Source organism: Lysinibacillus sp. JK80 (genome assembly GCF_027557635.1).
Classification (GTDB): Bacteria; Bacillota; Bacilli; order Bacillales_A; family Planococcaceae; genus Lysinibacillus; species Lysinibacillus capsici.
This window is the reverse complement of sequence record NZ_CP058997.1, coordinates 622890-644562: the sequence shown is the minus strand read 5'-3', so window position 1 is coordinate 644562 and position 21673 is coordinate 622890. Positions and strand designations below refer to the sequence as shown.

The 21673-nt window shown below is 37.0% G+C and carries 20 protein-coding genes and 3 pseudogenes; 9 read left to right on the top strand and 14 right to left on the bottom strand.

All coding sequences use genetic code 11. From position 1 onward, the window contains the following. Positions 1-17: 17 nt before the first annotated feature. The 3 genes from HXV90_RS03370 (at position 18) to HXV90_RS03360 (ending at position 1949) form a co-directional block, all read left to right on the top strand. Entirely contained in the window at positions 18-875 is an 858-nt protein-coding gene (locus tag HXV90_RS03370; protein WP_269898388.1) for a manganese catalase family protein, read from the top strand. Positions 876-1234: 359 nt separating this feature from the next. Further along, positions 1235-1351, top strand: coding sequence for a YjcZ family sporulation protein (locus tag HXV90_RS03365; RefSeq protein ID WP_004225198.1), 117 nt, complete (start codon positions 1235-1237; stop codon positions 1349-1351). 199 nt (positions 1352-1550) lie between these two features. Further along, a complete protein-coding gene (locus HXV90_RS03360; RefSeq protein ID WP_115673692.1) occupies positions 1551-1949 on the top strand; it encodes a hypothetical protein in 399 nt (132 codons plus the stop codon). 206 nt (positions 1950-2155) lie between these two features. Here the strand turns inward: HXV90_RS03360 and HXV90_RS03355 are convergent, their stop codons facing one another. The 7 genes from HXV90_RS03355 to HXV90_RS03325 all read right to left on the bottom strand — a co-directional run bounded on the left by HXV90_RS03355 (position 2156) and on the right by HXV90_RS03325 (position 7939). Then, positions 2156-2356, bottom strand: coding sequence for a cold-shock protein (locus HXV90_RS03355; protein ID WP_004225195.1), 201 nt, complete (start codon positions 2354-2356; stop codon positions 2156-2158). Positions 2357-2644: 288 nt separating this feature from the next. Further along, the gene (locus HXV90_RS03350; RefSeq protein ID WP_442916334.1) at positions 2645-2746 is read right to left on the bottom strand and encodes a hypothetical protein; all 102 of its coding nucleotides are present in this window, start codon (positions 2744-2746) and stop codon (positions 2645-2647) included. A gap of 79 nt (positions 2747-2825) precedes the next feature. Then, positions 2826-3710: a cation diffusion facilitator family transporter gene (locus HXV90_RS03345; RefSeq protein WP_103118246.1), complete on the bottom strand. Its 885-nt coding sequence runs from the start codon at positions 3708-3710 to the stop codon at positions 2826-2828. Positions 3711-4051: 341 nt separating this feature from the next. Next, positions 4052-4807 (bottom strand): SDR family oxidoreductase, encoded by a 756-nt coding sequence (locus tag HXV90_RS03340; RefSeq protein ID WP_269898387.1) that lies wholly within the window; start codon positions 4805-4807, stop codon positions 4052-4054. Positions 4808-5016: 209 nt separating this feature from the next. Further along, positions 5017-5673, bottom strand: coding sequence for a hypothetical protein (locus HXV90_RS03335; RefSeq protein ID WP_269898386.1), 657 nt, complete (start codon positions 5671-5673; stop codon positions 5017-5019). Between the two features lie 46 nt (positions 5674-5719). Further along, positions 5720-6193, bottom strand: a complete 474-nt coding sequence (locus tag HXV90_RS03330) for a GNAT family N-acetyltransferase (protein WP_131520095.1) — start codon at positions 6191-6193, stop codon at positions 5720-5722. 270 nt (positions 6194-6463) lie between these two features. Next, positions 6464-7939, bottom strand: coding sequence for a methyl-accepting chemotaxis protein (locus HXV90_RS03325; protein WP_269898385.1), 1476 nt, complete (start codon positions 7937-7939; stop codon positions 6464-6466). A gap of 139 nt (positions 7940-8078) precedes the next feature. Between HXV90_RS03325 and HXV90_RS03320 the strand changes: the two genes are divergently transcribed. After that, positions 8079-9041, top strand: coding sequence for an MBL fold metallo-hydrolase (locus tag HXV90_RS03320; protein WP_269898384.1), 963 nt, complete (start codon positions 8079-8081; stop codon positions 9039-9041). A gap of 194 nt (positions 9042-9235) precedes the next feature. On the opposite strand, the gene HXV90_RS03315 is transcribed toward HXV90_RS03320, so the two are convergent. Continuing rightward, positions 9236-11053 carry a DNA ligase D gene (locus HXV90_RS03315; RefSeq protein WP_269898383.1) on the bottom strand — a complete coding sequence of 606 codons (1818 nt, stop codon included), beginning with the start codon at positions 11051-11053 and terminating at the stop codon, positions 9236-9238. Positions 11054-11159: 106 nt separating this feature from the next. Between HXV90_RS03315 and ku the strand changes: the two genes are divergently transcribed. After that, positions 11160-11981: a non-homologous end joining protein Ku gene (gene ku / locus HXV90_RS03310; RefSeq protein WP_004225181.1), complete on the top strand. Its 822-nt coding sequence runs from the start codon at positions 11160-11162 to the stop codon at positions 11979-11981. Between the two features lie 31 nt (positions 11982-12012). Here ku and HXV90_RS03305 read toward each other — a convergent pair whose 3' ends face one another. Next, positions 12013-12534 (bottom strand): AAA family ATPase, encoded by a 522-nt coding sequence (locus HXV90_RS03305; RefSeq protein ID WP_257960850.1) that lies wholly within the window; start codon positions 12532-12534, stop codon positions 12013-12015. A gap of 140 nt (positions 12535-12674) precedes the next feature. Between HXV90_RS03305 and HXV90_RS03300 the strand changes: the two genes are divergently transcribed. Beyond that, positions 12675-13682, top strand: a complete 1008-nt coding sequence (locus HXV90_RS03300) for a serine hydrolase domain-containing protein (RefSeq protein WP_269898382.1) — start codon at positions 12675-12677, stop codon at positions 13680-13682. A 14-nt stretch (positions 13683-13696) separates the two neighbouring features. On the opposite strand, the gene HXV90_RS03295 is transcribed toward HXV90_RS03300, so the two are convergent. Beyond that, entirely contained in the window at positions 13697-14227 is a 531-nt protein-coding gene (locus tag HXV90_RS03295) for a dihydrofolate reductase family protein (protein ID WP_269898381.1), read from the bottom strand. Between the two features lie 100 nt (positions 14228-14327). Between HXV90_RS03295 and HXV90_RS03290 the strand changes: the two genes are divergently transcribed. Together HXV90_RS03290 and HXV90_RS03285 are read left to right on the top strand one after the other, a co-directional pair. Next, positions 14328-15281, top strand: a complete 954-nt coding sequence (locus HXV90_RS03290) for a helix-turn-helix transcriptional regulator (RefSeq protein WP_269898380.1) — start codon at positions 14328-14330, stop codon at positions 15279-15281. 90 nt (positions 15282-15371) lie between these two features. Next, positions 15372-16417, top strand: a pseudogene (locus HXV90_RS03285) (DUF418 domain-containing protein). Positions 16418-16775: 358 nt separating this feature from the next. Here HXV90_RS03285 and HXV90_RS03280 read toward each other — a convergent pair. Continuing rightward, positions 16776-17630, bottom strand: coding sequence for a malate synthase (locus tag HXV90_RS03280; protein ID WP_269898379.1), 855 nt, complete (start codon positions 17628-17630; stop codon positions 16776-16778). A gap of 426 nt (positions 17631-18056) precedes the next feature. On the opposite strand from HXV90_RS03280, the gene HXV90_RS03275 reads away from it, so the two are divergent. After that, positions 18057-18302 (top strand): hypothetical protein, encoded by a 246-nt coding sequence (locus HXV90_RS03275; RefSeq protein WP_036076404.1) that lies wholly within the window; start codon positions 18057-18059, stop codon positions 18300-18302. Between the two features lie 53 nt (positions 18303-18355). Here the strand turns inward: HXV90_RS03275 and HXV90_RS03270 are convergent. From HXV90_RS03270 to HXV90_RS03260, 3 genes and pseudogenes are all read right to left on the bottom strand, one after another. After that, positions 18356-18747: pseudogene (locus HXV90_RS03270) on the bottom strand (RidA family protein). A gap of 567 nt (positions 18748-19314) precedes the next feature. Beyond that, positions 19315-20038, bottom strand: a pseudogene (locus tag HXV90_RS03265) (metallophosphoesterase family protein). Between the two features lie 127 nt (positions 20039-20165). After that, positions 20166-21371 (bottom strand): EAL-associated domain-containing protein, encoded by a 1206-nt coding sequence (locus HXV90_RS03260; RefSeq protein ID WP_333474125.1) that lies wholly within the window; start codon positions 21369-21371, stop codon positions 20166-20168. Positions 21372-21673 lie beyond the last annotated feature (302 nt).

Sequence of the window (21673 nt, the reverse complement as noted above, 5' to 3'; positions counted from 1 at the left end):
TGAATTGAGGAAAGTAAATGTATTATTATAAAGAAGAATTGATAAACATTATTAAACCTGACAAACCAGATCCTCAAGCAGCACGAGTAATGCAAGAAATACTTGGTGGTCATTATGGTGAAATGAGAACCATGATGCAGTACTTTTTTCAAAGCTCTAATTTTAGAGGCAAAGAGACCCAATATCGTGATTTATTACGGGGCGTTTTCTTAGAAGAAATTGCACACGTTGAACTTGTACAAAATACAATCAACCAATTACTAAATGATTCTGGGGAATCCTCTGCTCCTGGAAATAACGGCATGGACCAAGCACCTTTAGATGAGGCAGTTAAACATGCTAATCCACACCATTATATTGTGGGTGCACAATCATCTTTGCCTGTAGATGCAGCAGGTAATCCCTGGAATGGTTCGTGGGTTTATGCACATGGAAACCTTATTGCAGATTTATTGGATAATTTAGTATTGGAGTCAACGGGTGTACTTCAAAAGACACGTATATATGAGATGAGCTCTAATCAGACATTTAGAGAAACACTTGCTTTTCTAATTGTTCGTGACAATGCTCATCAAAATGCATTTGCCAAAGCATTAGAAACTTTAGGGGTAGATTGGGGAAAATTATTCCCTGTACCGAACTACGATATCAACAAATACCCAGAGTGTAGAAAGTTTGTTGAAATGGGTTATCACAATGCTCAATTTAACTTTAGATTAGATCCAACTCGTATCGGGGAAATCTTTCAAGGACAAACTCCAAGTAGAAATGGTGGAGAATTAAATGTGACCCCTCCACCAGAAGGATTCCCAGTACCTGTTATGCCAGAGATGCCAAATGAACACAGTCCTGGCCTGATGGATATGAATAACTAAAATACTTTTAGCTGTAGCGTTTGTCGACGCTGCGGCTTTTTGAATGTAAAAATAGACTGTATTTACACAAACTATTAATAAGTGTATCGCATAGGCTGTGACGTTGGTTGACCGTCATAGTCTTATTTTTATTTTAAAGGCAATAAACTATGCACAATGAGTTAACTTTTCATATAAATAGTAGTGTTAAGCTAATCTAGTTTAACATGTACCTCCCGAATTGTTACTTAGGGTCACTTTCAGCCGAGTGACCCTTAAATATTTATTCATTTATATAAACCTCGTTTTAAAGGAGATTATTTTGCCTGAAGCTTTCTATACTTTACATATTCTAGATTTTCGAAAGGAGGGACTTTCATATGGGATATGAAGTTTACGGTTCAAACTATGGCAAGCATGATAATTTATCATTCGCTCTAATTGTTGTCCTCTTTATTCTTTTAATTATTGCTGGTGCTACTTTCTTATATCATTAATAATTACCTTCTATTATCCTCAAATATTCATGCTATGATCAAAGGGTCGTCTTCCACCCTGGTGACCCTTTTTTACTACTTACTTTGTTGCATAGAAGAATGTATGTAGGAAGTTTGTTGCTTAGTGTACTAATCTAACAAACAGTTCATAGAATATATCAAGCATAATTTGGGCTAAAAATAACAAAGGAGAATGCCTATGAGCATTGATTTTATTACACTTGCCCCAACTGTCATGCAGGTGTTTAAAGCAGGAGATGCAAATCCAAAAAAAGTAAAGCGCATCGTTTATGGACAAGCTACCTCTGATGCAAATGGAATAGCCACATTATATTTTACAGACAATGCATTAGCGAATGGCAATGCTCTTTTATCTACTATTGACTATGCAGTTGCAAGTGTATACTCGACAAATCCAACGATAAACTTAAGACCGAGAGTTCAAATGAGAGAGAAGAATATTAGTGGGAAATATGTCTCTGCTAATATTACAAATATTAGTGGTGTGACAGTATTAGGAATTAATGTATTAGGATCGGAAAATCCAGTAAGTGGCGTGATTGTAGATTTTATGATTTTAGGTAGTTTTGATTTGTAAACAGATCATACTGAACAAACTCCCTCGTGTTGCTTTTACATTCTTCTTGGTAAAACCTCATATCCTCACTTCTTTCATCGAGAATAGGCAAGTAACAAATGTATTTTGATTTGAAATGTAATGAAAAAAAATAAAGACAAAGTCGAAAAAATCGACTTTGTCTACTGAAACCACTCTATTTAAGAATGTTTTTCTTCATTTAAAAATTAAAGTTTAACGATGTTAGCAGCTTGTGGTCCACGTTGACCTTCTTCAACTGTGAATTCAACTTTTTGACCTTCTTCAAGTGATTTGAAACCTTCACCTTGGATAGCTGAGAAGTGAGCGAATACGTCTTGTCCGCCTTCTACTTCGATGAAACCAAAACCTTTTTCTGCGTTAAACCATTTTACTGTACCTTGTGTCATTTAAATGACCTCCAATAATGTTATTAAATAAAATCATACTACTTCCAAAGAAAAAAATTCACATATTACAAAAAGTAACTAACAAAACACGATTACTCTTTGTAATATGTGAATTTATTATTTCTTTAAGAAAGATTCTATTACATACAGTATATGATAAAAAATCGTATTAGTCCAGTGAAAAGTGAATTTTTTATCAATGAAGGCTAAAACCTACACGTACAATCAATTTTAAAGGTTAAAATTAGTCATTTCGCCACCATTAAGTAGCTACAGATTATTTATTGTTTAGTTGGAAACTACATTACCTTGGCCTTCATTATTCCTGCTCACAGCTAACATCGTGCCGTCAGCCTTTAGCCCATCAGTATGACGATAACCCGCAGCTATTGTTTTTGTATTTCAATAGCGACATTCCTTACCTCATTAATCCGTATATTTTTTGAAGCTGAATATTACATTTTAGGACTTATTTGCCCTTTGCATCCTTAGGCTCTACATGGACATGCACTTCATAAACCCCTTGCTCTTCCACCATATTTTTTTCAACAACCGAAGCAACATCATGCGCTTTCGTGATATCTAACTTTGCATCTACAAGTATAACGACATCAATTACCTCATTATTCCCATAATTTCTTCCTCTGATTTCTTTCAATCCTTTAACACCATCTATTTTTAAAATAATCTCTTTGTATGTTTGAAGAATTTTCTCATCAAATCCATCCGATAGTTCATGAGAGGCTTCCTTGAAAATCTCCCAAGCTGTTTTACAAATGATGAAACCTACGACAATCGCAGTACCCGTATCTAACCAAGGCATATGTAGTTGTGACCCTAAAATTCCTACAGCGGTTCCAATACTTACCCAAGCGTCTGACAAATTATCTTTAGCTGCAGCCATAACGGCTTTACTATTGATTTTTTTAGCCAATTGTTTGTTGTAACGATAGACTAAATACATCACCAATGCTGATCCTATCCCTACATAGGCTGCGACCATATCCGGCGATTCTTTTCCACCTTGAAAAATGGAAGAAAACCCACCGACCAATACTTGAATACCAACGGCCATCATAATAAATGAAGCGACCATTGATGCAATGGTTTCACTTTTCCAATGACCATAGCGATGATCATGATCTGCTGGTTTTTGTGAAAGCTTTAGTCCAATAAGTACTGCAATAGAGGCAATAATATCTGTCGTATTATTCAAACCATCCGCTTTTAAAGCTTCTGAACCACTCAAGTAACCAATGCCAACTTTTATGATGGATAAAATTATATAAGCAATAATACTGATAATGGCACCACGTTCACCTAATTTAAGATTATTATATCTTTCTGCTTCCAATTCACTTACCTCCCACTTACGTACATTATCATCATAACAACCCAACATCGAGTGGGTCTACAGCAACCTTTTTGCCTTGCTATACATAAGTAGGAGGACTATAAAAGTGTTGATATGGGAAAAAATAAAACCCTTAGGAAGATACGCTGTCACTGGTTTAAAGCCTAGAAATTATTATACTAACCGAATAAAATAGTAGTGTATCTGTTCTTTAAGATTTTTTCCTCCAACGAACACACCTAACAAACCTTGGTCATTCCCAATTTCGGGAGTGACCCTTTTTACGTACATATAAGCACGTAGAAAAGCCTTGCCACAACTGTAGCAAGGCTTTTAATCAATTATCCTCGTAAAAATCCGCCCTCTGAGTGGATTATTTGACCAGTTATCCATGTAGCCTCCTCGCTAGCAAGAAAGCTAATCACCTTGGCCACATCCACTGGTGTCCCAATCCGCCCCATTGGAAATTTGGGTAACAGATAACTTCTAATCTCATCATTCATCCATGTAGAATCTGTTGGCCCTGGATTGACAGCATTGACGGTAATGCCCAGCGGTGCTAGCTCCTGTGCTAATGATCTAGTAAAGGCTGAAATTGCCCCTTTCGTTGCCACATAGGCTAGCTCTCCGATCATAGGACCTAAATCTTGACCAGAAGTCATATTAATAATTCTCCCTGAGTTTAAATTAGCTTTTTCAAAAAGACGTGCAAATTCCACACAAAGTAGTAGGGTTGACCTTATATTCACCGCGTAATGCTCGTCTAATGTTTGAGCATCTAATGCTAGATAACCATCTTGTGCTGAATGGGCAGCATTATTCACTAAAATGGAAGGTACACCTAGTTTTTCGAAAACCGTTTGGAGTATCGTTTTTGGAGCTTGGGAATCTGATAAATCAATCGACAATTCTTCACATGAAACACCCTTACTCAAAATTTCCTGTTTGAATTCTCCTATCCACTTACGATCAGCATGCCAGTGTGTGAAAAAAACATTAACACCATCCATAGCCAATCTTCTACAAATAGCTGTTCCAATATCTTGAGGGTGGCTTGCACCCGTAATGATTGCTATTTTATGTTGTGTTTTATTCATTTCTTTTTACCCCCATGGTTATTGAGATTATTAATAAAAAAAAGAGCATCACCATAATGGTCCGCTCCGTTTTTAGAAATCAAAACCCTTACACTGCACTTCTTTGAAAATGACCATCATACCTTGACACACACCTATAAAGGAAAAAGATACAGAGTTTGTCACATGTAGAGTATGTATTCCCCTCTTCATCTAATCTGAATTATTTTTTAATCTAAAGTTTTCATCGTATTTTGAACATCAATAGAAAAGGCTTCTACATCAAATTGATGCTGCTTTATCGTATCTTCCGCTAACTGTTGAGCCTTCTTTTTAGCCTTGTGATTTTTCTCTTGAGTTAAATTAATTCTTACTTGAATTTCCTCAGACGTCATACTATGGTCAATGCTGAAAGTGCCAAAATTTTCTGCAAACATCACCTCAAATAGATTGGCCATGACATCATTATAACTTAGCCGAGTTGAGATCGCTTCTACTGGCTCATAGAGTTGCTTTAACGTTATTTGAAAAGAGATGGGGTTTAATTCATTAGCTTTGATAACGTCCAGCATTGTTTCTTCTATATGTTGCTTTGTCTTGTGATCGACCTTGTCGGGTAATGACACAAGGAGCTCTATTTTTCCATTAGGTAAAATTCCATAATCTAATAGAAAGCTATAGGATTCTTTGCGCAATGTATAGGAAATCTCACTAATTAAAAATTGATATTGCTGAATATAACGCAATAATTCATCATTACTAGGCTGTGGCATAGAAACATTGGTTTTTTCAGCATATTGAATAGGTGCATTTGCCAAAAAGAAAAATGCACCACAAACAATGCTTAAAAGTAGAAACCATAACGTAAATAACCTTTTAATAAACATGTATAGCCCCCTTATTCGGGACTATATGCCAACTATCGAAAGTAAATTACGGTAGAATTTTATAAAACAACACACGATCTTGATTTTCACCACCATAATTACTATGAATGGACATATTATCTATCACTTTGTCACCTTTTTCCATTCTAAAACCCAGATTCGTATGGAAGGCGATGGATACTTCATTAATAGGCGACGTGACACATTTCACAATATTTCGATGGTATTGCTTCACCACATGAAAGAATACATCATATAATCTTTTTGCAATATTCTGTTTTCTGTAATCAGGATGGACCCCAACAAAATGGATGAACGCTTCATTTGTTTTGGACTGCGATAAAAAGCCAATGAGGAAGCCGATAATTTCGCCATCCTTCTCCATAATAAGGCTTGTATTTGTAAAGTGATCAAAAAATAATTTAGGCAGCTTGTCTGACATATTCCTACCACCCCACCACTCATTAATCAATGGAGATAAAGTATAGTAATCTGAACTCTGTACACTACGAATGTTCATGGAATCCCTCCTCCTTTTCAAGTCATACAACAGATTTATGGTCTGAATGTATCTACAGCTAATATATAAATGGTGACAATCACCATAACAAACACACTACAAATGCATATTTAAGTTATTGTGCTGAGGCTCATACAAACTCAAAAACAATCACCACAACCAGATATGGATAAAACAATGTCGATGAATACTATCTCTATACCCTCCATCTAGGAAGGTTAATCCTACTCTTATTTTACCCTACCATTTATTTCAATATCAATGGTTCTATTATACCTTTGCCATCACTAATGCCTTTAACGTGTTACCTAAAGCCTGAATATGATTTGTTGTATCCGTCATGCTTACTAGAAGCTGATTTTCATCCTCCACTGAATGTAGAATAGCACCAGTAGAAGCCGCATTTTGCTCGGTCATGTGATTCAGTTTTTCAATTTGCTTTTGGATTACCTCGAATTGTGAGATGGCACTGCTTAATTCATGCATCCCTCTTGTTAAATCTGTATTCGTTTCCGTAAAAGAGTCCTTTAAACTATTAAAGAAATGACTGACATCCTGTAAAAGCCGTTCTCCATGCTGGAGTGCCTTTTCACCGTCATCAGAGCGTTGATGAGCCTCTGTTGATTTTTCAAACAAGGTTTTTGTGACATTGGTAATGCTGACAGTAATTGCAGCGCTTTCCTCTGCTAGCTTACGCACTTCATCTGCTACAATAGCAAATCCTTTTCCATGTTCTCCCGCTCTAGCTGCTTCTATCGCCGCATTTAAGGCCAATAAATTAGTCTGTTCTGCAATATGGGTAATCCCCTTTAAAAGACTATCCACTGTTTGCAGGCTGTGTTGCAGCTCGTTGACAGTTTCCGCAGTTGAGCCCATGGCATGACCCATGACGCTCATTTGAGTCATTGCATCCTGCATTTTATCCCACCCTGCTAATACTTCTTGTTGTAGATCAGTAGATTTAGCGACCGTATCCTTCGAAATCGTCAATGTTTTATTGACAAAATGAACCGAGTCGCCCATTGTGCCATGAATCATTTGCAAACTGGATGCCTCCTGCTGAATACTTGCAGAAATATCCTCTGTCGCTACTAAAATTTGCTTACTAGAGCCAGAAATCCTTTGCATTGTTTGTTGGAATTGCGTGACATGTTTGTCCAAAGCCTGACTGCTCTTTTCGATTTCCTGAAATGTATTTTGTAGTTGATTGAAGGATGCTTGCACTTCATTTTGCTGGATTTCTGCATGCTGAATCAATTCATTTCCCCATTTTGCCAGCAAATAAAAAGCAATAATGACCCCATTCATAATTGCCAGAAGTGTCACAAAGACAATGGTGTCATCAAATGGGCCTAACAATGATGACGAGTTGACCATATATAAAATGAAAAAACTAAAATTGGTTAGAATCCCAAAGAATACAATCAATTCTTTTTTAAAATATAGGGCAATGATGGCCACTGTGCACAGTAAAATATAATGTTTATTTAATGAAAAGCTATCAAGCAAAAATAAGGTAAACACAACACTTGATGGAATGAGGCCAAAAATAAAGCCTTTGACATACGTTTTTATAGGTAAAAAATAATTACATACCGCCAAAGCAATGACAGCTAACCCAATAAATAAAAAATGGATGCCCTTTGATAGAATCATAGGTCCACATATTAGAATGGCCAAAATTGAGATAATAGCCAAATTTACACGATGAACTTTTCGTGTATCATAACGAATTTTATGCTCCATTACTATCCCCCTAAAAAAAATGAATAGACATTCAGTTTAATTTTCTATTATTATATAGTATAACAACTACTTTTTGTAGCTAAATATTGCATTTATAAGCAGAATTAGCTTATTTTTGAAATAAAAGGGGGAAATTGAATTGACTAGCGTCCAACAAATCGCATCAAATTTCTACTGTATCGATACACATGATTTAGGTCGAGAGCAGCGAACAAGCTCCTATCTTTTAATCGATGAAAAGATAGCTCTCATCGAAACTTCAGCCAGTCCATCCGTACCTTATATTATGGAAGGGTTACAGAAATTAAATATTTCCGTAGAGGATATAGACTATGTCATCGTGACACATATTCATTTAGACCATGCAGGCGGAGCAGGGTTATTTTTGCAAAGCTGTCCCAATGCTAAATTAGTGGTTCATCCACGAGGCGCAGCCCACATGATTGATCCTAGTCGTCTTATCCGCAGTGCTAAAGGGGTTTATGGCGCTGAATTTGACCGCCTTTTTGATCCAATTGTACCCATTGACGCTGCAAGAATTATTGAAGTTCTTCACGAACAGCGTTTACAATTAGGTCAACATCATTTAACGTTTTATCATACTGAGGGGCATGCTAAGCATCATGTTTCAATGCTTTATTCCGCAACAAATGGCTTGTTTGTAGGAGATACAACAGGTGTTCGCTATCCCGAAATGGATGAGGAAGTAATTGATTTAATCATTCCGTCCACCTCTCCAAATCAATACAACCCTGAAACAATGGAACAATCCTTAAAATTGTACGAAAAGCTACAAGCAAATGAATTATACTTCGGTCACTATGGGGCTTATAAAAATCCAGCTGAAGCCTATCGTCAGGTGCGCTATTGGACACCACTCTTTTTAGAAGAAGGTAGAAAAGCGCAAGCAGCATCCAGCCAGTTCCAAGAACAAGTTCACTACTTAGATGCTCGCTTAAAGGAACTTTTATTTAACTATCTACAGGAAAACGGCATTCCGTCCGATCATCCTGTCTATCAAACCATCCCATTCGATACCATTGTGTCCGCAATGGGCATACTGGATTATCTCGAAAAAGCAAATGCGCAGATTCCACTTTAACGGCAATAAGAGGTGTTCCCAATGACATTAGGGACACCTCTTTTTTAGAAGCGCTTATAGTACTGGTCAAAGCAAGCTTTTTGTAAAACCTGCCCTTTTACATCGGAGGGCGCTCTTTTTTCAGGTGAACCGCTCGCTTTACATCGCACTGCGCTTATGCCCTGTCCAAGCTTTTCCTATCTCCATAAGTGTCCTCATTCCTTTAATTGATCTAGAACTGCTTGAAAATTTTGTTGCTCCCCTACTTCACGAAATAATTGAAAGGGATTGCTCATTTTTTTCATGCGCTCCATGACAAAGGGAATCGTAAAAAGTGTTGGTGTTAGGTTTTCATTGACCTCCTCCCATAGAAGCGGTGTTGCTACTAAACCCATTTCATTGCCCCGAGTAGAATACGGGGCAATGATAGTCTTGCCCTCTGCATGCTGCACATAATCTAAATATAATTTTTCATGACGATTCTTTTTTAAACGCTCAATTGTATATAGATTTGGCTTTTGCTCACATAAAAAGCGACAAACAAACTCTGTAAATATACGTACCTCTTCATAAGTAAATGTATTTGCGGGTAAAGGAATATACAGCTGTAAACCTTTTCCACCTGATGTTTTGACAAAGGATTGGAGCTGAAAATAATCAATAATGTTCTTTAAATCAAGTGCCCCTGAAACGGCTAATGAAAAATCTTGTACTGAGGGAGGATCTAAGTCGAAAACGATTTCTGTCGGGTACGGAGAATGATGTGTTTGAAATGGAATGTGGAGCTCTAATGCCAGTTGATTTCCAAGCCACAATAACGTTTCCAAGTTATTACACACGATATAATCAATATCATCCATCACAGCTGTTGCCACAAAATTAGGCATTTTTTCTGGTTTACTTTTTTGATAAAAACTTTCGCCTGGAACACCATGTGGATAGCGTATTAGCGTTAGAGGACGATCCTTTAGAAAAGGCATTAAATAGGACGAAATATTTTGCAAATAGAACAAGTATTGATCCTTTGTAATCCCCATATTCGGCCATACAGGCTTGTCTGGATGTGTGATAGCAACTGAATCAGGGATAGGATACAGTTGACGTTGCATGTGCAGCCAATGACATTCCTTAGGTGATATCTCTAATCGAAAGGCATGAAATCTAGGTTCCCGAAGCTTACTACCATCAAAATCAATACAGGCAATATCAACACAAATCGAAGGCTCAAGTGCCCATAGCTCCTTTTTACGCAGTCCATTAGTCTGAAAGAATTTGACAAGTGTTTGATGCTCTTCCTCTGTCATCCCATGCTTAAACGTAACAACTTCTCGTAATTGATTGTCCTCAAAAACTGCACCATGAAAATAACTATTGCTATGGTCATATTGTGTGACAATGACTGTGACATAACGCCAATTTTTTATCTTTAACCAGTGATTTGATCGTATGTTTTCAAGCCATTTACTTGTTTTCTTCTTAGCAACAATGCCTTCCCCATTGTAAAGCTTGATGGACTGCCATAAGCTCTCATGTTCCTCACTACCATGTATGACTTGGATAGGCGTTGGATTCTCATAGTTTACGCTTGGCCATTTGAACTTCGTCGCAAGCTTGCCCAATTGCTCCTTACGCGTTTTTAAATAGTGGTTTTGGAGAGATTCTCCTTTAAGGGTTAAAACATCAAATGCTAGATAGTGAAAAGGACATGAATGAGCATGTTCCTGAATCACGTCTTGATTTTGCATTCTCCCCCTCTTCTGAACAACGGCAAAATCACTTTTAAAATGATTGCGTAAATAAACTAACTCTCCATCCAAGGTTAGGGGTAAAAAGGTTTGGATGGATGCATATATTTGCTGACAAAAAGCTAAAATTTCGGGAAACAAGTGATTTAAATGTCGTCCATTTCTGCTAATGAGCTTCGGCTCCTCATCCCAAACTAATAAGCAGCGAAAACCATCATATTTTGTTTCAAATAGCCATTCATCTCCACTAGGAATATCGTTTGTTTCGGATAAAAGCATTGGTTTCATTCCGCTATACCTACTTTGCTTTTTATATTCAGTGTTTGAAGATTTCATTTTAAGATACATAAAAAACCTCAAAATACATCATAGTAAGAAAAACGAGGTGACAACAATGCATACAGTGTGGAAAGGCAGTATTTCCTTTGGACTTGTTAATATTCCTGTGAAACTACATGCTGCAACTGAAAATAAAGATGTCAAATTGCGTCAGCTTCACAAAGACTGCCATACGCCGATTAGCTATAAAAAGGTTTGTGAGGGCTGTAACCAAGAGGTAACAGATGAGGATATCGTGAAGGCTTATGAATATGCCAAAAATAAATTTGTTGTGTTGGATCAAGAGGACTTAGAAAACTTGCGTAAGGAAAATGAAGATAAGGCTGTGGAAATTATTGATTTTGTGCAATTAACTGAAATCGATCCAATCTATTTTGAACGTACCTATTTTTTATCACCCGATTCGACGGGAGCCAAAGCCTATTCATTGTTACGAAAAACATTAGAACAATCAGGGAAAATTGGCATTGCCAAAATCGTTATCCGCTCTAAAGAGCAACTTGCCATTGTGCGTGTTTATCAAAATGCCCTTGTGATGGAAACAATTCACTATCCAGATGAGGTAAGGAGCATTGGCGATGTCCCTAATATTCCAAGCGAACAGGATGTAGTACAAAAGGAGCTCGATACAGCCCTCATGTTAGTGGAACAACTAACAACTACATTCAACCCTGAAAAATATACAGATGATTACCGCAATGCTTTATTAGAACTAATTGAAGAAAAGAAAGCTACAAATACGATATCTACAAGCGATAAACAACGTCCAATTCCTGAAAATGTCACGGATTTAATGACAGCTCTACAGGCCTCTTTAGAAAAAACAAAAAAGCCCGCTACAAGAAAACGGACTACACGTACAAAGAAAAATGCTTAAGAACAAGCGTATCCTGACATCGGGATACGCTTTAGAATTGTCGAAAATAGGAATCTAAATCCTTTTTGCGCTGAATCATTAAAAGTTTAGCCAATACAGCATGTTGCTGTTTAAAGAATTTAGGCTTTCCTACCCTTTCAAAGCGTTTATTCCAACGAAACATTTTAAAAAAGATCGAAAAAGTAGGTTGATAGTGAGCTTTTTCCAAGCCCATTTTTTGTTTCATAAATCTTTTTATTATACGAAAGACTCGAATTTTATAAGGCGTATCGAGAAAGATAATGCAATCAGCTTGCTGGAAGCTATCAACAACCCACTCCTCCTGATGGATCCCCTCTATAATCCAACTGTTCGTTTGGAGAATGGTTTGTAAGTGCTCCTTTTTTTCTTCATCTGTTCTTAGAATATCCCCTGATTCCTTTCGCATCCATGCCACATTATCAAGCTCATAATAAGGAATCTGCAAGGTTTTAGATAACTTCCTCGCCAATGTTGTTTTCCCACTGCCAACGGACCCAATGATATGTATTTTTTGTGGAAACGCTTTTGTCACAGAACCCCTCCATTGTATGTACCTTTGTAGAAATAATTCCTTTATTATACAATAGATTTCAACTTACATAACGATAGTTTTCCAAGAACATTCGTTCCTAATTATGGTATAATAAAGGAAAAACTAGGAGATCTTTATTCATGACAATACATGAGCAAATGTCGCAACAACAAATAGCTGGCCTCAGCATTTCCTCTATAAAGGATGGTGAGCTTCAGAAAGCAGAGTGCTTTGGTCTATTAGAGGTCGGGGAAACTAACAGAATCAATACCGAAACCATCTTCAATGCCTGTTCAATTAGTAAACTAGTTACAAGCATTTTAGTGATGAAGCTGGTCGAGCAAGGTATAGTAGATTTAGATGAGGATATTAATCAAAAGCTCACATCTTGGAAGATGCCAGAGCATAGCTACGCTCAGGAAAAAAAAGTAACATTACGACATTTGTTAAGTCATCAGGCCGGGATTATTGACCCTAAAGGCAGCTTCTCTCCCTTACATTCACGATGGCAGAGGCCTTCGATGGTCGACTTATTAAAAGGTACCACTCCTTATTGTTCCATACCAATCGATAGTACTTTTGAGGCCGGGCAAGAATTTCACTATTCAGATGCTGGCTTTTGCATTGTTCAATTGCTGATTGAGGATATAATAGGCTCAAGTTTTTCAACACTCATGACAGACGTGATTTTCCGACCACTAGCCATGACAAATAGCTTTTTTTCTTCCGCAGTCCCAACTGCCAATACAGCAAGTGGTCATCAGAAAGATGGCACCCTAACAGCACAAAGATACCCTATTTACCCGTATGATGCAGCTTGTGGATTATGGACAACACCGTCAGATCTAGCAAAATTATTACAAGAGGTAATGCAGGCCTTAAAGGGAAAGGGTACACTTGGTTTAGCTTCAATCCATGAGCTAATTCGTCCTCAGGGCTGTAAAGAATGGATGGGCCTTGGTGTATTTCTTGATGGTGCTGGTGAGCAGCTTGAAATATCCTCGCTTGGCTGGGGCGTTGGCTATCAATGTATGCTAGTGGCCTACCCCCACCTAGACAAAGGCTTTGTTGCCATGACTAACACCGATACAGGCGTCCATCAAATGCAAGGTCTCTTAGGAGAAATCTATCGTTCCTTTATCCAATAAAGAAGAGGCTTGATTTAAGCCTCTTTCCTTACCTCATAATGCAGTTGTACCATTTGACCATATCGTTTTGTTTCCAATAGCCTTAAGTTTTCGAACGGACGGGGAGATTTAAACAAGGGTATCCCTGAGCCCAGTAAATGGGGTGTAATCGTAATAATCCATTCGTCAATTAGCCGCTCCTGTAAAAAAGCATCTAGAAGGTTACCTCCCCCTACCATCCAAATCTTTGTGCCTTCTTGCTCTTTTAAACGTTGAGTAAATGTGATGACATCCTCCTGGATAAACGTCACATGCTCATTTTCCCCAGCTTGAGTTGTTGAGAACACATAGCATTTTTTATCAGGATAAGGGAACGGTTTAAGATGTTCTAGGATATAATCATATGTCCGTTTTCCCATAATGACGGTATCAATGGTTTGATACATATCACCGTAGCCATTATCACCCTCTCCCTCTGTTTCCTCTAGCCACTGTAGATCATCATTTTCCTTGGCAATAAATCCATCTAAACTCCCTGCAATAAATACCAGTATTTCTCGTGACATTACGTCAGCTCCTCTTCTTTTGAAAATCTCTTGTACAATCTCTATACTAAATATAAAACATGACAACTATTGGCATGATTAAATAAAAAGGTGAAAAAATATGACCAAAGCTAAACGATTAATTGATATTTTGCTATTTGTCAGTAAGAAAAAGAAATTTACAGCGCAGGAAATTGCCGACACCTTCCATATTTCCGTGCGAACGGTGCATCGTTACCTTTTGGATTTAAGTGATATGGGGCTACCCATTTATGCGGAACAGGGAAGATATGGGGGCTATACGGTGCTATCAAATGCCATTCTCCCCCCGATATTATTTACCGAGGAAGAGGCGGTCGCCATTTTCTTTGCATTCCAGTCTTTGCACTATTATCGTGATTTACCCTTTAATACTGAAATGAAGTCTGTCTCTCAAAAGCTGTATGAATCCTTACAGAAGGAAGCCAAGAAAAAGGTGGATACGCTGCAATCCTATATTGCCTTTTGGAACCCTAAAAGAGCCATTACAACACCACTCTTAACGGACGTTTTAGAGGCTATCATCAACCAATCACAATTGCATATCCAGTATGAATCGAAGTCTGGTATCACCTCTAAGCATATCCAGCCTATTGGCGTGTACGCTCATGATGGCTTATGGTATATGCCTGCGCTACTGCTATCAAATGAAAGAATATTACTCTTCCGTGTAGATCGAATTAAAGGGATAAAAATTAGTGAAGCAACCCATAAAACGACGATGAATTTGCAGCAATGGCTTGAAACTGACTATGAGCCACAGCTGCCTATTCGGTTATATGTAGAATTATCAAGCGAGGGCGTTCGTCAATGTTTAAGTGAGCCCCATCTTGAAAAAGCGGTTGTTCGACATATTGATGGAACAGGCTATATCGATACGATCATCGATCAACATGAGCTCCACTTTAATAGCTCCCTTTTCTTTCGCCTTGGTCAACATGCGATTGTCAAAGAACCGTACGCACTAATTCAGCTTATACGTCAGCATGCATATGAGCTATTAGCGATTTACCCTGAGCCAAAAGAGCCTCTATAAGATGACAATTTTGTCAGATTCACGTAACATTCATCGTTACTACTTTTAAAAGATCTTCCTTATAATTGGTTTTGAAGGAGGAGATATACGTTGCAACCGACCAACAGTAATAAACGAATTGATACATTAGATTATTTAAGAGGGTTCGCCTTACTGGGCATTATTTTAGTCAATATCCCCTCATTAATGTGGATTGAACCACCTGAATTGGCAAACGATATTGCCTATAGCCGCTTTCTAACACTTTTTGTAGAGGGTAAATTTTTTATCATTTTTTCATTTTTATTTGGAATAGGATTCTATCTCTTTATTTCACGCGCACAGGCAAGGGGCGAAAAAGCTTATGCCTTATTTAGTCGTAGACTTTTGATTTTACTGTTTATGGGGCTAGTGCATTTTTATTTCCAACCAGGTGAAGCCTTAACTGTCTATGCTATCTTTGGCTTTGTAGCCTTACCTTTTATAAAATGCGCAAAGACATCAATCTCATCCTTGGATTCATCCTATTAGCCATCACTGCCTATTTTGGTCTAAAAATTTTAATGCCATTTCCACTGATTTTGCTTGGTCTAGCTGCTGGTCAATATCATTTATTTGAAAATATCTCGTTACATCGAAATAAAATCATGTTAGTGACGATTGTAATGGGCTTTATAAGCATGGCTAGCTGGTTTTATCAATGGCAGTATGTCCCTGAGCCTCTTGTTAATATCCAGCATTTGCCCAAGGATCAGCTAGCGGCTCATATTACAAATATTGAGCAATTTTCATTAATTGGACTACAGTTTAGCCCATTCGCTTCTGCCTTTTACATGGGAACAATCATCCTATTATTACAAAGCACTTTGTTCCAGCGACTATTGGCACCGTTAAAAGCATATGGGCGCATGGCCTTGACTAATTACCTGGGGCAAACAGCGCTCATTCTCTTAATTGGCCATGCTTTCGGTTTAATTGGACAACTTCGCTATCTTGAATCTTTGTGGATTTGTCTAGGCATTTATGGTTGCCAATTGCTCTTTAGTAAGCTATGGCTATACTTTTTCCGCTTTGGCCCTATGGAATGGCTATGGCGAATCGGGACATATTGGACAATTCCTCCCCTACGACAAAGTACGAAAGATTATTTATCGTAAAGGATAAACACCTATCAGCTTGGTGGTAAACATCATATATTGGTAATGTACCCTACTCGCTTTCCATCTTTGCTCATATCTTCAGCAAGAAACACATCCCCATTTTATTTAGTCACCAAAGTGACTAATTTAAAAACAGCGTTAAGCCATTGTTAACGCTGTTTTTTTACTTTTATTACATCTAATAAGTGAATCATTGGGGTTACTTTGTGTGGAATAGGTATTAAAAGCTAATAAAGTTACTGGGACAAAAACATACAAGTCACGGGATTTTAAAATCCCGTGACTTGTATTCATTGCCATTATTTTTCTCTTGCAAGCAAGTATAGCTCTTTATCTTGATAATTGGTTAACAGTACTAAATACGGGTTAATGCGCCATCAGGTTTGGGAATTTCTTGAACTGTTAGCTGATTCATTTTACAAAAATGTTTAAAGAATTGTTGTGCCAACTCCAGTTCTTTTGGGTCACTTTTCAACGAAATGATATCAAGTAAAATTTGAGCCATCCATAAATTTTCGAAATAACGATATTTCCCTGTCTTCCATGTCATTTTTTCGGGGAATTTTTCATTGATATAATATTGCCAGAAAAGTAACTGATCCGATTCCTGTTCTGTCAGTTGAATTCTGTATTTTGAATGAGCAGGAATATGTCCATCTTCACACAGCTTGCCGACGAATTTTTCATTCACCATATAGACACCTAAGATGCGTCTATCACTTTCAGGCTGGCTGGAATCCCTTGCTGTTAAAAGGACAGCGCTATTTTGGTGCAAGCGGCTCGGCTTGTTTGGCTTTCCTTTGTTATTACCACTCTTTAATATACCTGAAAAAACATTCCACTCGGAAACAGAACTATTCTGTTCCTCTGAATCACACCAAAAAACCATCTGTGATGAGGGATGAAGTTTATGATTACTCATAAGTTTTTCGTGTTCCAAGCGAAGCAAGAGTTCTTTCCGTTGAAGTTCTTTGGCCTCTTCCATCCGCGATTCTTCTTCTTTTCGTTCAATTTCTTTTTTTTGTATAATTTCCTCAAGTAACTTAGCATCACTTTTATCATGTATTGTTAGGTGCTTTCCAAATACATCTGGAAAAACAAACCTTTTATTTTCTGATGCAAAATGTATTTCAATACTTGAATCATTTTGATTAACTATACTACCTATGCCAAAACGCTTGTGTGTAACTTTCTTATTAATTAGATTCATTCATCTAGTCCTCCTTATGGAATAAAAATTAAGTTACTATTAGATAGTAAATTCTTTTAAATAACTTCTTTAAACAATTTCGAATTTTTCTTCCGTTTAAAAAATAAAAAAAACGTATCCAAATTCTTTCTGCAAAATAGGACATCGGAATTCGAAATACGTTTATAAAAAATGATCGTAATACTATTATAACATTTTTTAATAAATTACAAATTTATTATTGACAACACATTTTTATATGAGTTAAAATATTTATTTATTCTCTGAATGTCATTGGAATCATGTTAGAAAAGACCATAAACTTCTAAAAAACGCCTTATAAAATCCAACTTTCCCTTGTTACCTATTTGATGCCCATAAATTCTTCACCTGTTTCTTATTCTAAGCATACAATGCAAATAATACCCTTTTTGTAGGGAGGATTATATGAAGCAAAATAAAGGTAATCGGAATAATGAGGGATTGGAATCCGTGAGTCAAGCAGCTAAGCTGGCTGTCATTGCGGGGGCAATTACAACACTTGGAGACGCTCTAGCGACCATTGCGGCTGGTCTTGCGCTAGAAGATGAGTTGAAGGAAAATGAAAGTAATAGCAATGATATTGACAAACTACAAAAGCAAATTGACGATTTAAATTATGAAATGAAACAATTAAAAAGGATGTTACGTTAATTCAGTCTGTATACAAAAACGACAATACCACATGGATATTGTCGTTTTTTAAGCTATTTAGCAGCCCAAAGTTCAATCTCTATTTTTATATCTGGTAGCCCTAATGCAGATACATAAGCAATAGTCATAGAGGGATAGGAATGACCAAACATTACTTCCCATTGCTGATAGAAATGGTGCCAATCAATCTCCTCTGTCGCCCATATATTCACCTTTACCACATGAGATGCATCCAATCCCTCAGTTGCTAAAAGCGCTTCAATATTTCTAATGTATTGGTGGTTTGTTCAATTAAATCTGCAGGCAGTTGATCATCTTGATCAACCCCAATTTGTCCAGAGAATGCATACATTGTTGCATCTTTCGGAATGATTGTGATGTGGCTATACTTCCCAACAGGGCTAGGTACCTGCATTGGATTTTTACGTACTATGTTTGTTTTCATATTCTTTTCTCCTTTAGGATTGTTTTTTTTTCTAAAAAAGGGCAGACTTATCCCTTGTTCGTTGATTTTAGAAAAAAACAGCTGTGGAGAACCCTATACCCATGCTTAAAAAACGAATAGCTCTTTTTTCATGTGAATTCTCCTCCTTGTCCCTAAAGTTATGTTCACTTTACCATTTCTATCCTAGACAATCAATGAAATACCCAAACTCTTTTGCATTTCATCGATTATTTCTCAGGCAATTAACTATTCAACCATAGCAATCACAACATATATATAGTAGTGTAAAGCTAAATTAGCCTTACACCTCCGAAATTGTTACTAGGGTCACTCCATCCCAAGTGTCCCTTTGCATAATAGAACTAGGTACCCCTCTTTGGCGGTACCTAGTTTTTTTGTGAATATGCGTGTTCATTCATAGTATATCAGGGTAATATGAACATTTTCTGAACAACCTATGCTGGCATTACTTCCATCTAAAATTAAATTAATTCCTTTCACACTATCATCAATCTTATCTCCCTGAGGCCACAAGAAGACCTTCTGAATAATGTCTAACAGTAAATTTTAAATTCTTCCTGTTTGTAAGGCTTTTACCCAATCCTTTCTTCCATTTTTTTCACTTTGTAAGATAGCTGCATCTCGATTATATGGAATAAGTATTTGCTCTATCATCCAATCGTTTTCTTTTTTAGTTATAATTGTATAATTCGCATAAGGAGAGCCTGATTCCATTTTATGATAGGTTGGTAATTCGTCTTCAAACGCTGGCAATCCAACACTACCTGGATTAATTACGATCTTATCATTAGGTAAATAGACAACTCTAGGTATGTGCGTATGGGCACAAAAAATAATATTCTGCGAAATCCCATTCACCAACTTTATAATATCTTCTGTCTTCTTAAGTGTAGAACCTTTTGAACTCACTTCCTCTAATAAATAACTTTCATCACTAGTGGGCGTACCATGGCAAAAAAAAATCCTCCGTTTGTAAAGAGAATGGTAAATTAGCAATCCAATCCCTCTGCTCTTCTTCCAATAAGTCCTGAACATATTGTACCGTTGAATTGTCTGTCTTGTGATCTATTAAGATTCTGTCGCAATTCCCCCTGATATTTCGAATGTTCTCTTTGACTAATAATTCATAAGTTTCGATCGGAAATAAAGGTCCATATAAGCTATCACCTAAATTATAAATATCCTCGATCCCACGATTTCTAATATCTAGTAGTACTGCTTGTAATGCATCGATATTCCCATGAATGTCTGAGATAATAGCTGTCTTCATTACTAAGAGCCCTCCTTTATGCTTTACAACTACCTAAACACAACTTAAAATTTATGTACTTATCCAAAAATCTTGCAAATAAAGCGGGGTATAATCACTGATTATACCCCTAACTACTTATTCATTCTTATCTAAAGATTTTGTTCTCATAAAGATAGTCATAGGAAAGGTCAACAAACAAATATTCATGCTCGTTGATGGCAATGGAGAATGTTCTTGTAATTTCTCCTGTTTCAATATCTCGATACAATTCAGATATTTCCCCACTTTGATCGTTGCGCATTTTGATAATCGTTTGAAGGAAATAAGGGCGCCAGCTCCAAATTTTATTGATGGCACGTGGCTGTAGCTCCCAATTCCCATCAATTCGCATAACGTTAGGCGTTAACTGGAACCCATCCTCATTACAAATATAGAGACGGAAGGAATAGTTATCCAATAATTCAGCTAAGTACTCTAAATGGGAGACATTGTCGCTTGTTGGTTTCACACGGTGAACAATCGCCTCTAATTCCTCCCTTAATTTTTTCAGCTGCAAATATTGCGCCTCCAGCATTTTCTTTTCGGAAGTAATAAATTGCTGGCATTCTTTTTTAAAACGTTCCTTTAATATATCCTTATCGACAAAAGTCATAGCTGGATTTGCTAGGTATGGCCCTTGATAAAATCTACCGCCATTTTTCCAAGCAAATTGTAGCTGATAAACCGTTTCAATATCTTCAAATAATAGATTTGCTCCAATTTTATAAGCTAGGCTACCAATGGCAGAAATCATGTCCGATTGAGCGGACCAAGAATCGTAATTTAAATCACGTGTATTGACCTTTAAGATATGTGGTGCCAATAGCGCAATATGCTCTAAATGACTTTCGGCTCCTACTTCCTGAACGGCAATTTTTACCCCAAACGTCGTAAAATAGCGTAGGGCGTGATGTAATTTGTTAATATCCCCTATAAAACGATGCTCTGATACGACAAGTACGATACGCTGTAAATCTTTTTCCTCTATATATTGTTGGATAATATTAAAATGACTTTCACCAAAATCTTGCATCAATAAATTTGGATTGCTTGGGATATAAATATCAATTTCTGGTGCAATTTCATCAATTTTGGCTAATGCCGCATGTAAAATTTTGTGTTCCATATCAATTCGATATTCTTCTGGAATATCTTCATTGTTGACAAAATCCTTTAAATTAATTTGCTGACCTTGAATTTGTAGATATCCGGAAATTTCGTAGGCAATCACCGTATGCGCATCTGCGCTAAATATCGGTTGATAATACCCATGTATTTGATCTAAATTTGTTAACACTTCAATTGCGTCCATCATCGAAACCTCCAATATGAATAACGTTTTCATTGTTATTCAAAAATAACATTACATTTATCATGACTAGCTTAAAAAATGCTCTCTGACTGTATAATAAGTTGTTTAAAGTAAAATCGCAACTTCACTTCTCATCATTAATGGAAATCCGTCCTAATTTTTAACCACCATAATTGCATTATTTCTAACGACTTTCCTGCATAGTAGGTTGCTTGTTACACCATCTTGCAACGTTATGCTTTTGTCCAACCAAGGCTGTTCTGATATTTTACTCTCCCTTTAATCTATGCAACTTGACGCAA

Coding starts and splice junctions, on each gene's coding strand:
- HXV90_RS03370 (WP_269898388.1), top strand. CDS start 18: ATGTATTATTATAAAGAAGAATTGATAAACATTATTAAACCTGACAAA.
- HXV90_RS03365 (WP_004225198.1), top strand. CDS start 1,235: ATGGGATATGAAGTTTACGGTTCAAACTATGGCAAGCATGATAATTTA.
- HXV90_RS03360 (WP_115673692.1), top strand. CDS start 1,551: ATGAGCATTGATTTTATTACACTTGCCCCAACTGTCATGCAGGTGTTT.
- HXV90_RS03355 (WP_004225195.1), bottom strand. CDS start 2,356: ATGACACAAGGTACAGTAAAATGGTTTAACGCAGAAAAAGGTTTTGGT.
- HXV90_RS03340 (WP_269898387.1), bottom strand. CDS start 4,807: ATGAATAAAACACAACATAAAATAGCAATCATTACGGGTGCAAGCCAC.
- HXV90_RS03335 (WP_269898386.1), bottom strand. CDS start 5,673: ATGTTTATTAAAAGGTTATTTACGTTATGGTTTCTACTTTTAAGCATT.
- HXV90_RS03330 (WP_131520095.1), bottom strand. CDS start 6,193: ATGAACATTCGTAGTGTACAGAGTTCAGATTACTATACTTTATCTCCA.
- HXV90_RS03325 (WP_269898385.1), bottom strand. CDS start 7,939: ATGGAGCATAAAATTCGTTATGATACACGAAAAGTTCATCGTGTAAAT.
- HXV90_RS03315 (WP_269898383.1), bottom strand. CDS start 11,053: ATGAAACCAATGCTTTTATCCGAAACAAACGATATTCCTAGTGGAGAT.
- ku (WP_004225181.1), top strand. CDS start 11,160: ATGCATACAGTGTGGAAAGGCAGTATTTCCTTTGGACTTGTTAATATT.
- HXV90_RS03300 (WP_269898382.1), top strand. CDS start 12,675: ATGACAATACATGAGCAAATGTCGCAACAACAAATAGCTGGCCTCAGC.
- HXV90_RS03295 (WP_269898381.1), bottom strand. CDS start 14,227: ATGTCACGAGAAATACTGGTATTTATTGCAGGGAGTTTAGATGGATTT.
- HXV90_RS03290 (WP_269898380.1), top strand. CDS start 14,328: ATGACCAAAGCTAAACGATTAATTGATATTTTGCTATTTGTCAGTAAG.
- HXV90_RS03280 (WP_269898379.1), bottom strand. CDS start 17,630: ATGAATCTAATTAATAAGAAAGTTACACACAAGCGTTTTGGCATAGGT.
- HXV90_RS03275 (WP_036076404.1), top strand. CDS start 18,057: ATGAAGCAAAATAAAGGTAATCGGAATAATGAGGGATTGGAATCCGTG.
- HXV90_RS03260 (WP_333474125.1), bottom strand. CDS start 21,371: ATGGACGCAATTGAAGTGTTAACAAATTTAGATCAAATACATGGGTAT.